At 69.5% G+C, this 15222-nt stretch carries 13 protein-coding genes; 12 read left to right on the top strand and 1 reads right to left on the bottom strand.

Annotation, left to right across the window (positions count from 1 at the left end; translation table 11 throughout):
• Window positions 1-193: 193 nt before the first annotated feature.
• The 9 genes from Q9R27_RS18020 to Q9R27_RS17980 all read left to right on the top strand — a co-directional run bounded on the left by Q9R27_RS18020 (window position 194) and on the right by Q9R27_RS17980 (window position 10905).
• Complete coding sequence (locus Q9R27_RS18020; RefSeq protein ID WP_311253797.1) at window positions 194-976, top strand: ABC transporter ATP-binding protein; 783 nt, start codon at window positions 194-196, stop codon at window positions 974-976.
• On the top strand, window positions 973-1788 hold the full coding sequence (locus Q9R27_RS18015; protein WP_311253796.1) for an ABC transporter ATP-binding protein: 816 nt from the start codon (window positions 973-975) through the stop codon (window positions 1786-1788). Before Q9R27_RS18020 ends, Q9R27_RS18015 begins: the two co-directional genes overlap by 4 nt.
• On the top strand, window positions 1785-3626 hold the full coding sequence (locus Q9R27_RS18010; RefSeq protein WP_311253795.1) for an AMP-binding protein: 1842 nt from the start codon (window positions 1785-1787) through the stop codon (window positions 3624-3626). Before Q9R27_RS18015 ends, Q9R27_RS18010 begins: the two co-directional genes overlap by 4 nt.
• Entirely contained in the window at window positions 3626-4534 is a 909-nt protein-coding gene (locus Q9R27_RS18005; protein ID WP_311253794.1) for a branched-chain amino acid ABC transporter permease, read from the top strand. Before Q9R27_RS18010 ends, Q9R27_RS18005 begins: the two co-directional genes overlap by 1 nt.
• Window positions 4531-5646 carry a branched-chain amino acid ABC transporter permease gene (locus tag Q9R27_RS18000; protein WP_311253793.1) on the top strand — a complete coding sequence of 372 codons (1116 nt, stop codon included), beginning with the start codon at window positions 4531-4533 and terminating at the stop codon, window positions 5644-5646. The genes Q9R27_RS18005 and Q9R27_RS18000 overlap by 4 nt, the downstream gene beginning before the upstream one ends.
• Before the next feature lie 70 nt (window positions 5647-5716).
• Window positions 5717-7006, top strand: coding sequence for an ABC transporter substrate-binding protein (locus Q9R27_RS17995; protein ID WP_311253792.1), 1290 nt, complete (start codon window positions 5717-5719; stop codon window positions 7004-7006).
• Between the two features lie 65 nt (window positions 7007-7071).
• Window positions 7072-9336: a phosphoribosylformylglycinamidine synthase subunit PurL gene (purL, locus tag Q9R27_RS17990; RefSeq protein WP_311253791.1), complete on the top strand. Its 2265-nt coding sequence runs from the start codon at window positions 7072-7074 to the stop codon at window positions 9334-9336.
• Between the two features lie 68 nt (window positions 9337-9404).
• Entirely contained in the window at window positions 9405-10541 is a 1137-nt protein-coding gene (locus Q9R27_RS17985; RefSeq protein ID WP_311253790.1) for a hypothetical protein, read from the top strand.
• A 19-nt stretch (window positions 10542-10560) separates the two neighbouring features.
• A complete protein-coding gene (locus Q9R27_RS17980) occupies window positions 10561-10905 on the top strand; it encodes a sterol carrier family protein (RefSeq protein WP_311253789.1) in 345 nt (114 codons plus the stop codon).
• Window positions 10906-10910: 5 nt separating this feature from the next.
• Here Q9R27_RS17980 and Q9R27_RS17975 read toward each other — a convergent pair whose 3' ends face one another.
• Window positions 10911-11723, bottom strand: a complete 813-nt coding sequence (locus Q9R27_RS17975; protein ID WP_311253788.1) for a hypothetical protein — start codon at window positions 11721-11723, stop codon at window positions 10911-10913.
• 85 nt (window positions 11724-11808) lie between these two features.
• On the opposite strand from Q9R27_RS17975, the gene Q9R27_RS17970 reads away from it, so the two are divergent.
• From Q9R27_RS17970 to Q9R27_RS17960, 3 genes are all read left to right on the top strand, one after another.
• On the top strand, window positions 11809-13041 hold the full coding sequence (locus Q9R27_RS17970) for a pyridoxal phosphate-dependent aminotransferase (protein WP_311253787.1): 1233 nt from the start codon (window positions 11809-11811) through the stop codon (window positions 13039-13041).
• Between the two features lie 178 nt (window positions 13042-13219).
• On the top strand, window positions 13220-14350 hold the full coding sequence (locus tag Q9R27_RS17965) for a steroid 3-ketoacyl-CoA thiolase (protein WP_311253786.1): 1131 nt from the start codon (window positions 13220-13222) through the stop codon (window positions 14348-14350).
• Window positions 14350-15189 carry an SDR family oxidoreductase gene (locus Q9R27_RS17960; RefSeq protein WP_311253785.1) on the top strand — a complete coding sequence of 280 codons (840 nt, stop codon included), beginning with the start codon at window positions 14350-14352 and terminating at the stop codon, window positions 15187-15189. The genes Q9R27_RS17965 and Q9R27_RS17960 overlap by 1 nt, the downstream gene beginning before the upstream one ends.
• The last annotated feature ends 33 nt before the right edge of the window (window positions 15190-15222 follow it).

The following is a 15222-nucleotide window of genomic DNA, read 5'->3' as shown; positions in this document are numbered from 1 at the left end:
CCGCCCCGGTTTGGGGTGCGGAACCCATTGGCCGCAACGGCCTCCTCGTGGCATGCCCGACATGTCCGGGATGGTGTTCTGCATCCTTTTGGTTACGACTTCGCCCGATCCCGTTGACAGTGATCTTGCAATCCTCAATAGTCACACCCAACGTGACGCGCGTCACGTCCTGGGGAGAGGGTTGGGGAACCGGATGCTGTCCATCCAGAATCTGGAAGTCGTCTATGACGACGTGGTGCTAGCGCTGCGCGGGGTGAGCCTCGACATCCCGGACGGCAAGATCGTTGCGCTGCTGGGCGCCAACGGTGCCGGGAAGTCGACCGTGCTGCGCAGCCTGTCGGGCCTGCTCGACGTGCACGACGGGGAGATCCGCAAGGGAGCGGTCACCCTGGACGGCACCGACGTCGGGCGGCACAAGCCCTCGGCGCTGGCCGGCCTCGGCATCAAGCACGTCCTGGAAGGACGGCGCATCTTCAAGGAGATGACCGTCGAGGAGAACCTGCGGATCGGGGCACACGCCAACCGCAAGGACATCGCCGGCAACCTGGCCCGGGTCTACGAACTCTTCCCGAAACTGCTCGAGCGCCGCGCCCAGACCGCCGGCTACCTCTCCGGCGGGGAGCAGCAGATGCTGGCCATCGGCCGGGCCCTGATGTCGGCCCCGCGCTACCTGCTCCTCGACGAGCCGAGCCTGGGCCTGGCGCCGCTCATCGTCGCGCAGATCCGCGACATCATCGTCGAGATCAACGCCCAGGGCACCGGGATCCTGCTCGTCGAGCAGAACGCCTCGATGGCACTCTCCATCGCCGACCACGGCTATGTGATGGAGACCGGCCGGGTGGTGATGGACCGCCCCGCGAAGGAACTGCTCGCCGACGAGGACGTCCGCGAGTTCTACCTCGGCCTCGGTGGCGAGGGGCGCTCCTCCTTCCGCGACGTCAAGCACTACAAGCGGCGGAAGCGGTGGGCCTCATGAGCACGTACGACGCCCCGGCGCTGGTCTTCGACGACGTACACCTCTCCTTCGGCAAGGTGCAGGCGATCCGCGGGGTCAGCTTCACCGTCGAGCAGGACGAACTCTTCTGCGTCATCGGGCCCAACGGCGCCGGCAAGACCAGCATCTTCAACGTCCTCTCCGGGGTCTATCGCCCACAGCAGGGGAGCGTCGCGCTCAACGGCACCCCGATCCTGGGCAAGCGGCCGCCGGCCATCGCCCAACTGGGGATGGCCCGCACGTTCCAGAACATCGAGCTCTTCGCCAACCTGACCGTGATCGACAACCTGATGCTCGGGCGCCACCAGCACACCCGCTACGGCACCCTGTCGGCCTTCCTCTGGCTGGGCCGGGCCCGCAACGAGGAGCTGCGCAACCGGGCGATGGTGGAGGACATCATCGACTTCCTCGAGCTCCAGGCCTGGCGCAAGATGCCGGTCGGCCTGTTGCCCTACGGCGTACAGAAGCGGGTCGAGCTGGGCCGGGCCCTGGCCATGGAGCCCAAGCTGCTGCTGCTCGACGAGCCGGTGGCCGGGATGAACCAGGAGGAGACCGAGGACATGGCCCGGTTCATCCTCGACATCCGCGAGGACCTCAAGATCCCGATGATCATGGTGGAGCACGACATGGGGCTGGTGATGGACATCGCCGACCGGGTGCTGGTGGTCGACTTCGGCACCCCGATCGCGCTGGGCACCCCGGCCGAGGTGCAGGGCAACCCGGCCGTGATCGAGGCCTACCTGGGTGGCGGCGACCTGAGTGCCGAGGACGTGCTCGGGGAGGTGGCCCCGTGAGCGAACTGACCACGCTGGTCACCCGGGTCCGCGACCGGGCCACCAGCAATGCCAAGGGTGTCGCGATGCGCGAGAAGCGGCTGGGCATCTGGCGGGAGATCACCTGGCATGACTATTGGGAGTCGATCCAGGACGCGGCCCATGCGCTGCTCGCCCTCGGCGTCGAGCCGGGCGACCGGGTCGCGATCCAGAGCGAGAACCGCTCCGAGTGGCTGGTCCTGGACCTGGCCTGCGTCGCGATCGGCGGGATCACGGTCGGCCTCTACCCGACCAACCCCTCGGCCGAGGTCGCCTACCTGCTCTCGCACAGCGGCAGCAAGCTGGTCCTCTCCGAGGACCAGGAGCAGGTGGACAAGGCGATCGAGGTGCTCGCCGACTGCCCGGACCTGGCCCACATCGTGTACGTCGAGCCGCGCGGCGTCCGCGGACGCTATGACGAGGAGCGCCTGATGGGCTGGGACGCCCTGATGGAGATGGGTCGTGAGCACCGTGTCGCCAACGAGGGCATGGTCGCGCAGCGGATGGCCCAGGCCCAACCCGACGACGTGATCACGCTGGTCTACACCTCGGGGACCACGGGTCCGCCGAAGGGCGCCATGCTCACCCACGCCAACGTGGAGTTCGCCATCGACGTGGTCTATGGCCAGGGAGCGTTCTTCGACGAGCCGCCCGGTCCGAACGACCTGACGCTCTCCTACCTGCCGCTGTGCCACGTCGCCGAGCGGTTCTTCACCACCTGGTTCAGCTGCGCCGGCGGCACCCAGGTCAATTTCGCCGAGTCGATCGACACCGTCCCGCAGAACATCCGCGAGGTGCAGCCAACGGTGGTCTTCGGCGTACCGCGGATCTGGGAGAAGATGCTGGCCGGCGCCCGGATCCGGATGCAGAGCGCGACCCGGCTCAAGCGGGCGTGGTCGGCGTTCTGGCTGGGCCGCGCGGAGAAGATCGGGGCGACCCTGGTCCGCACCGGCGGCACCCACACGCTCGGCAGCCGGCTCACGTACGCCGTGGGGTGGGTCTTCTTCTTCCGGGCGCTCAAGGAGCGGCTCGGGCTGCGCCACACCCGGTACGCCGGCTCCGGTGCCGCGCCTATTGCGCCGGAGGTGCTCGCCTTCTTCATGGGCATCGGGGTGCCGATGCACGAGGTCTACGGCCAGACCGAGAACACCGCGATCGCCACCGCGAACCGGCCCGGCCGGGTGCGGCTCGGCACCGTCGGGGAGGCCCCGGTGCAGGCCGAGGTGAAGCTGGACGAGACCACGGGCGAGATCCTCACCCGCCATCCGGGCGTCTTCGCCGGCTACTGGCGTGACGAGGAAGCGACGGCGCGGGCGATGAGCAAGGACGGCTTCCTGCACACCGGGGACGTCGGCGAATGGGTGGAGGGCACGCACCTGCGGATCACCGACCGGATGAAGGACATCATCATCACCGCCGGTGGCAAGAACGTCGCGCCGTCCGAGATCGAGAACGGGCTCAAGGCCTCCCCGTTCATCAAGGAGGCGATCGTGATCGGGGACGGGCGTCGCTATCTCACCGCGCTGATCGGCATCGAACTCGACACCGTCGGGCAGTGGGCCCAGCAGCGCCACCTCGCCTACACGACGTACCGCGACCTGGCCGAGAAGCCGGAGGTCCGCGAACTCGTCGCCGGCATCGTCAAGGACGTCAACAGCCGGCACAACCCGGTGGAGCAGGTCAAGGACTTCGCCATGCTCCCCAAGGAACTCGACCACGAGGACGGCGAACTGACCGCGACCCAGAAGGTGAAGCGCGCCGCGATCGACCGGATGTTCGGCGAACTCGTCGACGAACTCTATGCAAGGGCGGACAAGTGATGAGTGAGTTCCTGACCGCCGTCGTCGTCGGGCTCGGCTCCGGCTCCATCTATGCGCTGGTGGCGCTCGGCTTCGTGATCATCTACAAGTCGATGGGCGTGATCAGCTTCGCCCAACCCGCCTTCCTGCTGTCGGGGGCGGTGCTGGTCAGCCTGCTCTCGCCCTCGATCGGCTTCTGGGGCGCCCTGGCCGTCGGCGTGGTGGGCATCGCGGTGCTGGCGCTCGGCGTGGAGCGGGTGGCGATCCGGCCGATGGTCGGCAAGGCCGTCTTCGTGATCGCCATCATCACCATCGGCATCGACATCGTCGTGCGCACCGTCGCCGGCGCCTTCCTGGGCGTCAACCCGCGCTATGTCGGCGACCCGTGGGGGCTGGGCTCGTGGACCGTGGGTGGCGTGGTGATCCAGCACCGCCACGTGGCCGCGCTGGCCACCGCGGCCGTGGTGATGCTGGCCCTCTTCCTCTTCTTCCGCTTCACCCCGATCGGCCTGGCCATGCGGGCCGCCTCCCTCGACCAGGAAGCGGCGATGGCCCAAGGCGTCAACGTAGGGACCGTCTTCGCGGTCTCGTGGGCACTCGCCGGGGGCCTGGCCGCGCTGGCCGGCGTCTTCGCGGCCACCGGTGAACCGATCAGCAACACCTTGTGGATCGTGGCCCTGGTCGCGCTGCCGGTGATCATCCTCGGTGGCCTGGACTCGCTCGGCGGGGCAGTGCTGGGTGGCTTCATCATCGGGATCGCCCAGGCGCTGGTCTCGACGTACCACCGGGACCTGTTCAGCGGCGACGTGGCCTTCCTGCCCGAGCTGACCAACAACCTCGGCCCGGTCACCCCGTTCATCGTGATGTTCCTGGTGCTGATGGTGAGGCCCTACGGACTCTTCGGCACCAAGGAGGTGGAGCGGGTATGAGCACTCGGACGATCCTGCAGAGCCGACCGGAGCTCTACACCGGCTATGGCCGCGAGATGGGGCTGTTCAACACCCGCGCCAAGTGGATCGGCGTGCTGGCACTGGTCGCCGTCGCGGCGGCGTTGCCGATGCTGGTCGCCGACGACCTGCTCCGGATCCTCGGCACCGGCATGGTGCTGGCGATCGGGGCGATCGGGCTCAACCTGGTCACCGGCTATGCCGGGCAGATCTCCCTGGGACACGCCTTCTTCGTCGGCGTCGGTGCCTACGCCTCCTCCGCGGTGGCGGGCGACCCGGAGGGGCGGACCCTGGGCTTCGGGGTCACCTTCATGCCGGCCTGGATCTTGGCCGGCGGCCTCGCCGCCGCCCTCTGCGGCGTGATCGTGGCGCCGCTGGCCACCCGGTTGCGGGGGCTCTACCTGGCCATCGTCACCCTTGGCCTGGTCTTCATCGGCACCTACATCTTCAACGCCTGGTCCGACCTGACCGGTGGGCCCGGGGTGGGTCGTGAGGCGGCTCGCCCGATCCTGCTCGGCGACGACCTGACCCGCGACAGCAGTTACACCAGCGAGCAGAAGCTCTACTGGCTCTTCCTGGTCCTGTTGCTGGTCTTCGCCCTGCTCGCGCGCAACCTGGTCCGCTCCCAGGTCGGCCGTGCGTTCGCAGCGGTCCGTGACCGCGACGTGGCCGCCGGCGTGATGGGGGTCAACCCGTCGCGCTACAAGCTGATCGCCTTCACGGTCTCCTCCTTCTATGCCGGGGTCTGCGGCTCGCTGCTCTACGTGGCGAACCGGCACTTCGGCGCGGAGCAGTTCGGGCTGCTCCTCTCCATCCAGTTCGTGGCGATGGTGCTGATCGGGGGTGCGGCGACGATCTCGGGATCGATCATGGGCGCGATGCTCATCGCCGCCCTGCCCCGGATCTCCAGCGAGCTCACCAACTACGCCACCTTCATCTCGACCTCCCCGGTCGAGCACCCGAACGTCTTCGAGACCGAGGCGGTGATGTACGGCGCATTGATTGTCGCGTTCCTCCTGTTCGAACCACGGGGCCTGTTCGGCCTGTGGCACCGGATCCGGACCTACTGGAAGAGCTTCCCCTTCTCTTACTGACCCCCGATTCCGCATTGATTTCGCCCGAAGTGTCCTGCCCGAGCAGGCCGCACCAGCAAGGAGAAACCAGATGAAGACACCCCTACGCCGACTGGGCACCCTGGCCGCCTTCGCGGCCGCCACGTCGTTGGTCCTGACCGGTTGTGGTCGCGAGGACGAGGGCGACAAGAACGTTGCCGGCATCACCTCCGAGCCCTGTCCGGATGCGGTCAACGAGGACAACGGCTGCATCTACCTCGGCATCATCACCGACATGACCGGTCCGTTCTCGCCGATCGGTGGGCCGATGGTCCAGGGCGCGCAGGCGTTCTGGAAGATGGTCAACGAGGCTGGCGGCATCGGCGGGTACGACGTCGACGTGACCAAGTACGTCAAGGACAACACCTACAACGAGACCACCCACGCCCAGCTCTACCAGGAGATGGAGGGCGACATCCTGATGCTCGCCCACTCGATGGGCACCGCGCACACCAACGCGATCCTCGAGGACGCCCGCGACAGCGACATCGTGGTGCTGCCCGCCTCGCTGGGCTCGAACTGGCTCTTCGAGGACGGCGTGATGCACATCGGCACCAGCTACTGCGCCGAGGGCATGAACATGGTCGACTACGCGGTCGACACGCTGGGTGCGGAGAGCGTCGGTGTCGTCCACTGGCCCGGCGACTACGGCGACGACTCGGCCAACGGCGCCAAGATCGCGGCCGAGGCGCGCGGCATCGACGTCTTCGACTACACCACCGGCCAGGGTGGTGCGGATGCGCAGACCGGCGTGATCAGCGGCATCCTCCAGGACAAGCCCGACGTGGTGGTGATCGCCACCAGCGCGGTCGAGGTCGGCACGATCATCGGGATGACCGCGGCCCAGGGCTACCAGGGCAAGTTCATCGGTGCGATCCCGTCGTGGAGTGGCGCGCTGCTCGGCAACGCGGACCTCGCACCGGCGCTGCAGGCGATGTACCTGCACGCCAGCTCGATCCCGGCCTGGAGTGCCGACACCCCCGGCCACCAGGAGATGCGTGACTACGTCGGCGACATCGAGCCGAACGACTGGTTCGCCGTCGGCTGGGCCGGCTCGCACGCGATCAAGGCCCTGCTGGAGCAGGCCATCGCCGACGACAAGCTGAACCGGGCGGGTGTCGTCGAGACGCTCAACGCGATGGAGGGCGTCGACTCCAAGGGCATGCTGCCCGACGGTGACGGCCACTACGCCGGTGACGCCAACGAGAATGCGATCCGGTCCACCCTGCTCAACGTCCCGGACGCCAGCGCCGCCACCGGCCTGACCCAGTCGGTGGAGCCCTTCGTCGGCCCGACCGCCCAGGACTACGAGTTCACGGAAGCCTGCTATCTGATGAAGTGATCCAGCCTGCACGAGCGCACTGGCCCGTCGGCTCGCCGGCGGGCCAGTGCGCATAGGATCGGGGTGTGCCTGAGACCTCTCGCCCCACCCTCGACACCGTCGCCGTCGCCGCCCAGGACCCCGACCGGGACCAGCCGTGGGCCGATCTCGGCCTGAAGGCCGACGAATACGCCAAGATCCGCGAGATCCTCGGCCGCCGGCCGACCAGTTCCGAGCTGGCGATGTATTCGGTGATGTGGTCCGAGCACTGCTCCTACAAGTCCTCCAAGGTCCACCTCAAGCAGTTCTCCGAGCTCTCCCAGGAAACCCCGCTGGGCAAGACGCTCGCCGGGATCGGCGAGAACGCCGGCGTGATCGACATCGGCCAGGGATACGCCGTCACCTTCAAGGTGGAGAGCCACAACCACCCCTCCTACGTCGAGCCCTACCAGGGTGCCGCGACCGGGATCGGCGGCATCGTCCGCGACATCCTGGCCATGGGCGCTCGCCCGGTTGCGGTGATGGACCCGCTCCGGTTCGGCCCCCTCGACGCGGACGACACCCAGCGGGTGCTGCCCGGGATCGTGGCCGGTGTCGGCGGCTACGGCAACTGCCTCGGCCTGCCCAACATCGGCGGTGAGGCCGTCTTCGACGAGACCTACCTGGGCAACCCGCTGGTCAACGCGCTCTGCGTCGGCGTCCTCCGCCACGAGGACCTGCACCTGGCCAAGGCGTCGGGCGTCGGCAACCAGGTCATCCTGTACGGCGCCCGCACCGGCGGCGACGGCATCGGCGGCGTCTCCGTGCTCGCCTCCGAGACGTTCGACGCGGACGGCCCGGCCAAGCGGCCCGCGGTCCAGGTCGGCGACCCGTTCATGGAGAAGCTCCTCATCGAGTGCACCCTGGAGATCTTCGCCGCCGGCCTGGTCGCCGGGATCCAGGACCTCGGTGGTGCCGGCCTCTCGTGTGCCACCTCCGAACTCGCCTCCGCCGGTGACGGCGGCATGGCCGTCCACCTGGAGCGGGTGCCGCTGCGCGACTCCACGCTCTCGCCCGAAGAGATCCTGATGAGCGAGTCGCAGGAGCGGATGATGGCCGTCGTCGAGCCCGACGACGTCGAGGCGTTCCTGGCGATCTGCGCGAAGTGGGACGTCGAGGCCGTGGTGATCGGCGAGGTCACCGACGGCGACCGGCTCGAGATCGACTGGCACGGCGAGCGCGTGGTCGACGTACCTCCGCGTTCGGTGGCCCACGACGGCCCGACGTACCACCGCCCGTTCGCACGCCCGGACTGGCAGGACGCGCTCCAGGCCGACGGCGCCGAGGCGCTGCCCCGCCCGGGCACCGGCGACGAGCTGCGCGAGACCCTGCTCCGGCTGATCGCCTCGCCCAACCTGTGCGACAAGTCCTGGATCACCGATCAGTACGACCGCTATGTCCAGGGCAACACCGTCCTGGCGCAGCCCTCGGACTCCGGCATGGTCCGGATCGACGACGAGACGAACCTCGGGGTAGCGCTGTCGACCGACTGCAACGGCCGCTTCGCCAAACTGGACCCGTACGCCGGGGCGCAGCTGGCGCTGGTCGAGTCCTACCGCAACGTCTCCACCGGCGGTGCCCTGCCGCTGGCGATCTCGGACTGCCTCAACTTCGGCTCACCGGAGGACCCGGCCGTGATGTGGCAGTTCGCCGAGGCCTGCCGCGGCCTCAAGGACGCCTGCGCGGAGCTCGGCATCCCGGTCACCGGCGGCAACGTGTCGCTCTACAACCAGACCGGTGAGACCGCGATCCTGCCGACGCCGGTGGTTGCCGTGCTGGGCGTGATCCAGGACGTCACCCAGCGCACCCCGACCGGGTTCGTCGCCGAGGGCGAGCGGATCTTCCTGCTCGGCAGCACCCGCGAGGAGCTCTCCGGCTCGGAGTGGGCCCATGTGGTGCACGGGCACCTCGGTGGACGTCCCCCGGCGGTCGACCTGGCCGCGGAGAAGGCGCTCAGCCAGTTGCTGGTCGACGGCGTCGGCCTGCTCACCAGCGCCCACGACCTCTCCGACGGGGGCCTGGCGATCGCGCTGGCCGAGTCGTCCCTGCGCAACGGCATCGGTGCCGCGGTGGCCGTCGGCGCGGACGCGTTCGTCGACCTGTTCTCCGAGTCGGCCGCCCGGGCCGTGGTCACCGTGCGTGACGCCGATGCGGATGCGCTGGTCGCCCTGGCCGAGAAGCACGGCGTACCGCTCACCCCGCTGGGCCGCACCGGCGGCGACGTGCTCGCGGTGGAGGGCCAGTTCGAGGTGCCGGTCGCCGAGCTCCGCGACGCCTGGACGGCGACGCTGCCTGCGGCGATGGACGCCTGAGCCCATCGGGTTTACCTGCTCCGTGCCGGGGCAGGAGTCGGGGACGTGTCCCTGCTGGAGGTAGTCGCATGCTGAAGAACCGAACCGTCCTGCCCGCAGCCGCCGCGGCGGTGCTCGCCCTGGGCCTGCTCGCCGGGTGCAGCGGTGACGAGGAGAGCGATTCCCCAGGCGGCGGGGGTGGCGGTGGGACCGCGAGCTTCGCGGAAGAGTTCAGCGTGCGCGGGGCGCTGGCAGAGATCCCCGAGGGCGCGATCCCCACCGACGGTGTGCTCACCGTGGCCGCCGGCGACCTCCGGGCCGCCACCGAGATGGCGGGGCTGGAATGGCCGGCGGAGGGGACGCGTGAGGCGACCGGACCCTGGCTGATGGCGCTGACCACCGGCGCCGAGGAGGACACGGTGCCCTTCGTGCCGATTTCAGGCGTGTTCAACGTCCAGAGTGCCAGCGCCGACGAGTTCGCCGAGGCGGCTGGTTGGTCGATCCTGGACGTGGACCGCTTCGTGGAGGTGGAGACCGCCCCGCGCCGGTTCGCCGTGGTCGCCGGCGACTTCGATGACGACACGTTGAGCCCGGACCTGGTCGAGGTCGGCGACGGCATCGTCAGCGACCGTGACGCCGAGGACCTGAGCACGGACCTGGCCGAGCAGGGCCCGCTGAACCCGATCGGCCAGCCGATCAGGATGGCGCAGGACGGCGACCGGATCGCGGTCTCGACGGTGACCGACCTCGTCGCGGACTGGCTGTCGGGTGGCGAGACGCTCGCTGATCGGGAGCCCCTCGCGGCGGTGGCCGATGCACTCGACCAGCGGCAGGTGGTCTCGGCGTACCTCGGGGAACCCGGGGATGCGGCCAGCACCGGCCTGACGCCCGACCAACTCCAGGCCACCGGCGTGGACCTCGACGCCCTGCCCTCCTTCGACATGGTCGGCATGGGGTGGACCGAGGTGGACGGCGAGGCAAAGGTGCATGTCGCCTACCACTTCGCCGACGAGGCAGCAGCCACCGCGGGCGCGGACTACCTGGAGGAGCTCTACCGCAATGGCCGGGGCGTCACCACCGGTGGGCCGTTCAGTGACTTCCTGGCCGTCGACGAGGTGACCACCGAGGGTTCCGTGGTCGTTGTCTCGACCACCGCAGTGCCGGGCCGGCAGCGGTTCCTGTTCCAGGCCTACAACCAACGGGAGCTGATGTTCGTCTCCGGGTGAGCGGGGAGATACTGGGGCGGTGGCACGACGACTCCTCCCGGCAGACCCCGACCAGGTTTCCCAGGCACTCGCCCGCCGTGACCCGGCCGACCTGCGCCTGCTCACCAAGCATTTCCTGGCCGTGCTCGCCCAGCGGGCCCCGGGCAACTCGGTCGAGGTACGGGTCCCGCCGTACGCCGCAGCGCAGGTGATTGACGGGGTGCGGCACAAGCGCGGCACCCCGCCGGCCGTCGTTGAACTCGACGCCGAGACGTGGCTCGACCTGGCCACCGGGGCGCTGGCGTGGGAGGACGCGGTGGCCGAGGGCCGGGTGCTCGCCAGTGGCGAGCGGACCGACCTCTCCGGACACCTCCCGCTTGCCTGAGGGGGTCAGCCCATCATCTGGGCGATCCAGGCCGCGCCCTCGGGGCCGTCCAGCACTTCGTCGGACGGGGGTGCGTCCGGAGCGTTGACCTTCTTGCCGACCTTCGTGATGGCGAGGTCATAGGTGCCGCCCACCGGCTTGCCGTGCGAGTCGATCTCCAGGGAGAAGTCGCGGATCACCCCGTCGTTGCCGATCCACACCTCGATGACGAGGTCGGCGTCGTCGACCCCGGTCAGGCTCATCGAGGAGTTGAACGCCTCGCGATCATCCCCGGCCGCCTCGACGGCGTCGGCGTAGACGATCGTGGTGCGGTACTGCCGCGCCGGCTCGCCGTCGATCTCCTTGCTGTCCCCGACCTCGACCTCGCTGGCACCGCGCAGCGCGATCACCACGCCGACCAGTCCGGCGGGCTCCATCGAGCCGTCTGCAGCCAGCGTCTCGACGTCCGTCGAGGCCCAGGTCTTCCCCTCGGGCAGCGGGGCCATGGACCCCTCGGGCCGGATCCACGTGGTGGTCCCGTCGGCGAGGATCTGTGCGCCAGCCGTCGCTGCGCCCTGCTCGGTGGTCATGGTGACGTCGCCGACCAGGTCCTCGTAATCGATCTGGCCACTGACCCCGAAGCCGAACTCCTGGCCCACGACCGACAGGTCGGCCTGCGACTCGATGGCCATCGAGTCCACGCCCAGGGTTGCGTCCACGGCGTCGTGGAGCACCTGGACGGCGTCCTCGGCGGACGGCTTCTCGGCCTCGACGTCACCGGAGCAGGCGGTGAGCAGGAACAGCGAGGCGGCGGCAAGGGCGGCGAGCGAGCGTTTCATGGGGTCCATCCTTCCGCCCGGGAGGGTCGATGAAACGCGCGCAGCGTGGATATGCGTTCGCGTGTCGCGCCGCTCACCTGAGACGATGGGCGACGTGCGCATGATCAAGCAGAGCCAGAAGCTGAAGAACGTCCGGTACGACGTACGCGGGCCGATCCTCGTCGAGGCCCAGCGCCTCGAGGCGATGGGGCACCGGATCCTCAAGCTCAACATCGGCAACCCGGCACCGTTCGGGTTCGAGGCGCCTGCCGCGATCGTGGCCGACATGGTGCACCACCTGCCCGACGCCCAGGGCTACTCCGACTCGCGCGGCATCTTCTCCGCGCGCACCGCGGTGGCGCAGTACTACCAGTCCCGCGGGCTGCAGGATGCCCACGTCGACGACATCTTCATCGGCAACGGTGTTTCCGAGCTGATCTCGCTGGTGCTCCAGGCGTTCGTCGACGACGGCAACGAGATCCTGGTCCCGGCCCCCGACTACCCGCTGTGGACCGGCGCGGTCTCGCTCTCGGGCGGCACCCCGGTGCACTACCTGTGCGACGAGGAGAACGGCTGGGCGCCGGACCTGGCCGACATCGAGTCGAAGATCACCGAGAACACCCACGGCTTGGTCATCATCAATCCGAACAACCCCACCGGGGCGGTCTACAGCGAGGAGACCGTCAAGGCGCTGGTCGACATCGCCCGGCGCCACGACCTGGTCGTCTTCAGTGACGAGATCTACGAGAAGATCCTCTTCGATGACGCGGTGCACCACCACACGGCTGCCTACACCGGCGACGACGTACTGTGCCTGACCTTCTCCGGGCTCTCCAAGGCCTATCGGGTCTGCGGCTATCGGGCCGGCTGGCTGCGGGTGTCGGGTCCCAAGCACCTGGCCGAGGACTTCCTCGAGGGCCTCACCCTGGTCGCCAACATGCGGATGTGCGCCAACGTCCCGGCCCAGCACGCGATCCAGACCGCGCTGGGCGGCTATCAATCGATCGAGGAACTGATCGTGCCCGGTGGGCGGTTCTACGAGCAGTCCATGCTGGCGCACCGGCTGCTCAACGAGATCCCCGGGGTCACCTCGGTCAAGCCACAAGGGGCGCTCTACTGTTTCCCGCGCCTGGACCCGGAGGTCTACCCGATCGCCGACGACCAGCAGTTCGTCATCGAGTTGCTGCGGGCCAAGCACATCCTCATCACCCACGGCACCGGGTTCAACTGGCCCACGCCGGACCACTTCCGCCTGGTCACCTTGCCGGACGTGACCATGCTGGAGGAGGCGATCGGCCGGATCGCGGAGTTCTTGGCCGAGGTCCGCGCCACCCTCTGAGTCCCGCCCGTGCCCGGACCAACGCTCCGTCCACGTGGGTTCGCGAGCCGCCGGCAGGTCGTGCACCCACCACAACGGCGCGGCAGTGCGGCGGTTCCGGTGGCCGGGAGGAGACAGTACGCCGTTCCGGTGAGCGCCTAGCGTGCGGCAGGCACCGTCTCTTCGAGGAGGACCCGCCGTGGCCGCACCCGTGATCATCGATGCCGCACGTACGCCGTACGGCAAGCGCGGTGGAGCGCTCGCCGGGATCCACGCCGTGGAACTTCTGGCCGGAGCCCAGCAGGCGATGGTGGCCCGCACCGGGGTCGACCCGGCGGAGGTCACCGAGATCATCGGCGGCTGTGTCACCCAGGCCGGCGAGCAGTCCAACAACGTGACCCGCTTCGCCTGGCTCCACGCCGGCCTGCCCGAGGAGACCGGCGCGACCACCCTGGACTCCCAGTGCGGTTCGGCCCAGCAGGCCGTCCACCTGGTCTCCGCCCAGATCGCGGCCGGTCACTATGACATCGGGATGGCCTGCGGTGTGGAGGTCATGTCGCGAGTGCCGCTGCTCTCCAACCTCGGCGAGGTCGGCAGGCCGCGGCCGGAGAACTGGACCGTCGACCTGCCGGCCCAGTTCGAGGCGGCCGACCGGATCGCCGTACGCCGAGGCCTGACCCGCGAGGACCTGGATGATTTCGGCCTCCGCTCCCAGCAGCGTGCCCGAGCAGCCTGGGACGAGGGTCGGCTGGACCGCCAGATCCTCCCGGTGACCCTGCCCGATGGCACTGCGTTGACCCGGGACGAAGGACTCCGCGACACCAGCCCCGAGGCCCTCGCCGGGCTCAGGACGATTCGGGAGGGTGGCCTGCACACCGCCGGCACCTCCTCGCAGATCTCCGACGGCGCCACCGTCGCCCTGCTCGCCGACGAGGACCGGGCCCGCGCCCTCGGCCTCACCCCGCGAGCCAGGATCCGGGCCCAGGTCCTGGTCGGTGCCGAGCCGCACTTCCTCCTGGACGGACCGGTCCGTGCCGCCGAGCGGCTGCTCGCCCGCACCGGGATGCGCATCGGTGACATCGACCTGTTCGAGGTCAACGAGGCCTTCGCCGCCGTGCCGATGTCGTTCGCCCGGGTGCACGGCGTGGACGAGGAGAAGCTCAACGTCAACGGCGGCGCGATCGCCCTGGGTCACCCCGTCGGGTCGACCGGGATCCGGCTGATCGCCGCTCTGCTCGACGAACTCGAACGCCGCGACCTCTCCGTCGGGATGGTGGCCATCTGTGCTGGCGGCGCCCAGGCCACCGGCGCCATCATCGAACGCATCTGATGACCTCCCGGCATGGCTTCGCCCTGGTCACTGGCGCCAGCCGCGGCATCGGCCGCTCCACCGCCGAGGTGCTGGCCGCGACCGGTTTCGACGTAGCCTTCACCGCCCGGACCGCCACCGAGGGGGAGGGGACCGTCCCGCCGCGCTCGCTGCACGAGCCCCAGGAGGCCATCGCGGTGCCCGGCAGCCTGGCCACCACCGCCGGCCTGATCAGCGAGTACGGCGTCCGGGCCCTGCCGGTCCGGATGGACCTGACCGATCCCGACTCGGTGACGGCCGCGGCCGCGGAGGTCCTGGCCACCTGGGGCGCCCCCGCCGTCCTGGTCAACAACGCGCTGCTGCACCTGCCCCAGACCCGGTTCCTCGAACTCGGGGCCGAGGACCTGCGGGCCTCGCTGGAAGCCAACCTGGTGGAGCAGGTCCGCCTCACCCAGGCCCTGCTGCCGGCGATGATCGCGGCCGGTGGCGGCATCATCGTCAACCTCTGCTCCGGTTCGGCGACGACCGACCCGCGGGCCGCCCCCGGCGAGGGTGGCTGGAGCCTCTCCTATTCGGCGGCGAAGGCGGGCTTCGGCCGGATCGCCGGCGCGATCAATGCCGAGCACCGCGCCGACGGGATCCGGGCGTTCAACATCGAGCCCGGCTTCGTGGTCACCGAGGCCGGTGCGGCCCGCGGCGGCACCGACTCGATCACCGCGACCGGGTTCGCCGGTTCGCCGCAGGATGCCTCGGGCCGGGTGATTGCTTGGCTGGCCATCGCGGCACCGGAGGAGTCGAACCGGTTCCTGGGCAAGGTGATCAACGCGCCGCGCCTGGCCGCGGACCTGGCTGGGTCCTGAGTGAGCCGGTCCTGAGCGAGCCGGCCTGGCCGC

It is taken from the genome of Nocardioides sp. AE5, assembly GCF_031844485.1.
Classification (GTDB): Bacteria; Actinomycetota; Actinomycetes; order Propionibacteriales; family Nocardioidaceae; genus Nocardioides.
Note: the sequence above shows the minus strand (reverse complement) of the source record. Positions and strands in the feature narration are given on the sequence as shown.

What these genes read in the sequence shown, in the direction of transcription:
- Q9R27_RS17975 (WP_311253788.1), bottom strand. Translation starts at nt 11,723, where the DNA reads ATGAAACGCTCGCTCGCCGCCCTTGCCGCCGCCTCGCTGTTCCTGCTC.
- Q9R27_RS18015 (WP_311253796.1), top strand. Translation starts at nt 973, where the DNA reads ATGAGCACGTACGACGCCCCGGCGCTGGTCTTCGACGACGTACACCTC.
- Q9R27_RS17985 (WP_311253790.1), top strand. Translation starts at nt 9,405, where the DNA reads ATGCTGAAGAACCGAACCGTCCTGCCCGCAGCCGCCGCGGCGGTGCTC.
- Q9R27_RS17995 (WP_311253792.1), top strand. Translation starts at nt 5,717, where the DNA reads ATGAAGACACCCCTACGCCGACTGGGCACCCTGGCCGCCTTCGCGGCC.
- Q9R27_RS18000 (WP_311253793.1), top strand. Translation starts at nt 4,531, where the DNA reads ATGAGCACTCGGACGATCCTGCAGAGCCGACCGGAGCTCTACACCGGC.
- Q9R27_RS18020 (WP_311253797.1), top strand. Translation starts at nt 194, where the DNA reads ATGCTGTCCATCCAGAATCTGGAAGTCGTCTATGACGACGTGGTGCTA.
- Q9R27_RS18005 (WP_311253794.1), top strand. Translation starts at nt 3,626, where the DNA reads ATGAGTGAGTTCCTGACCGCCGTCGTCGTCGGGCTCGGCTCCGGCTCC.
- Q9R27_RS17970 (WP_311253787.1), top strand. Translation starts at nt 11,809, where the DNA reads ATGGGCGACGTGCGCATGATCAAGCAGAGCCAGAAGCTGAAGAACGTC.
- Q9R27_RS17960 (WP_311253785.1), top strand. Translation starts at nt 14,350, where the DNA reads ATGACCTCCCGGCATGGCTTCGCCCTGGTCACTGGCGCCAGCCGCGGC.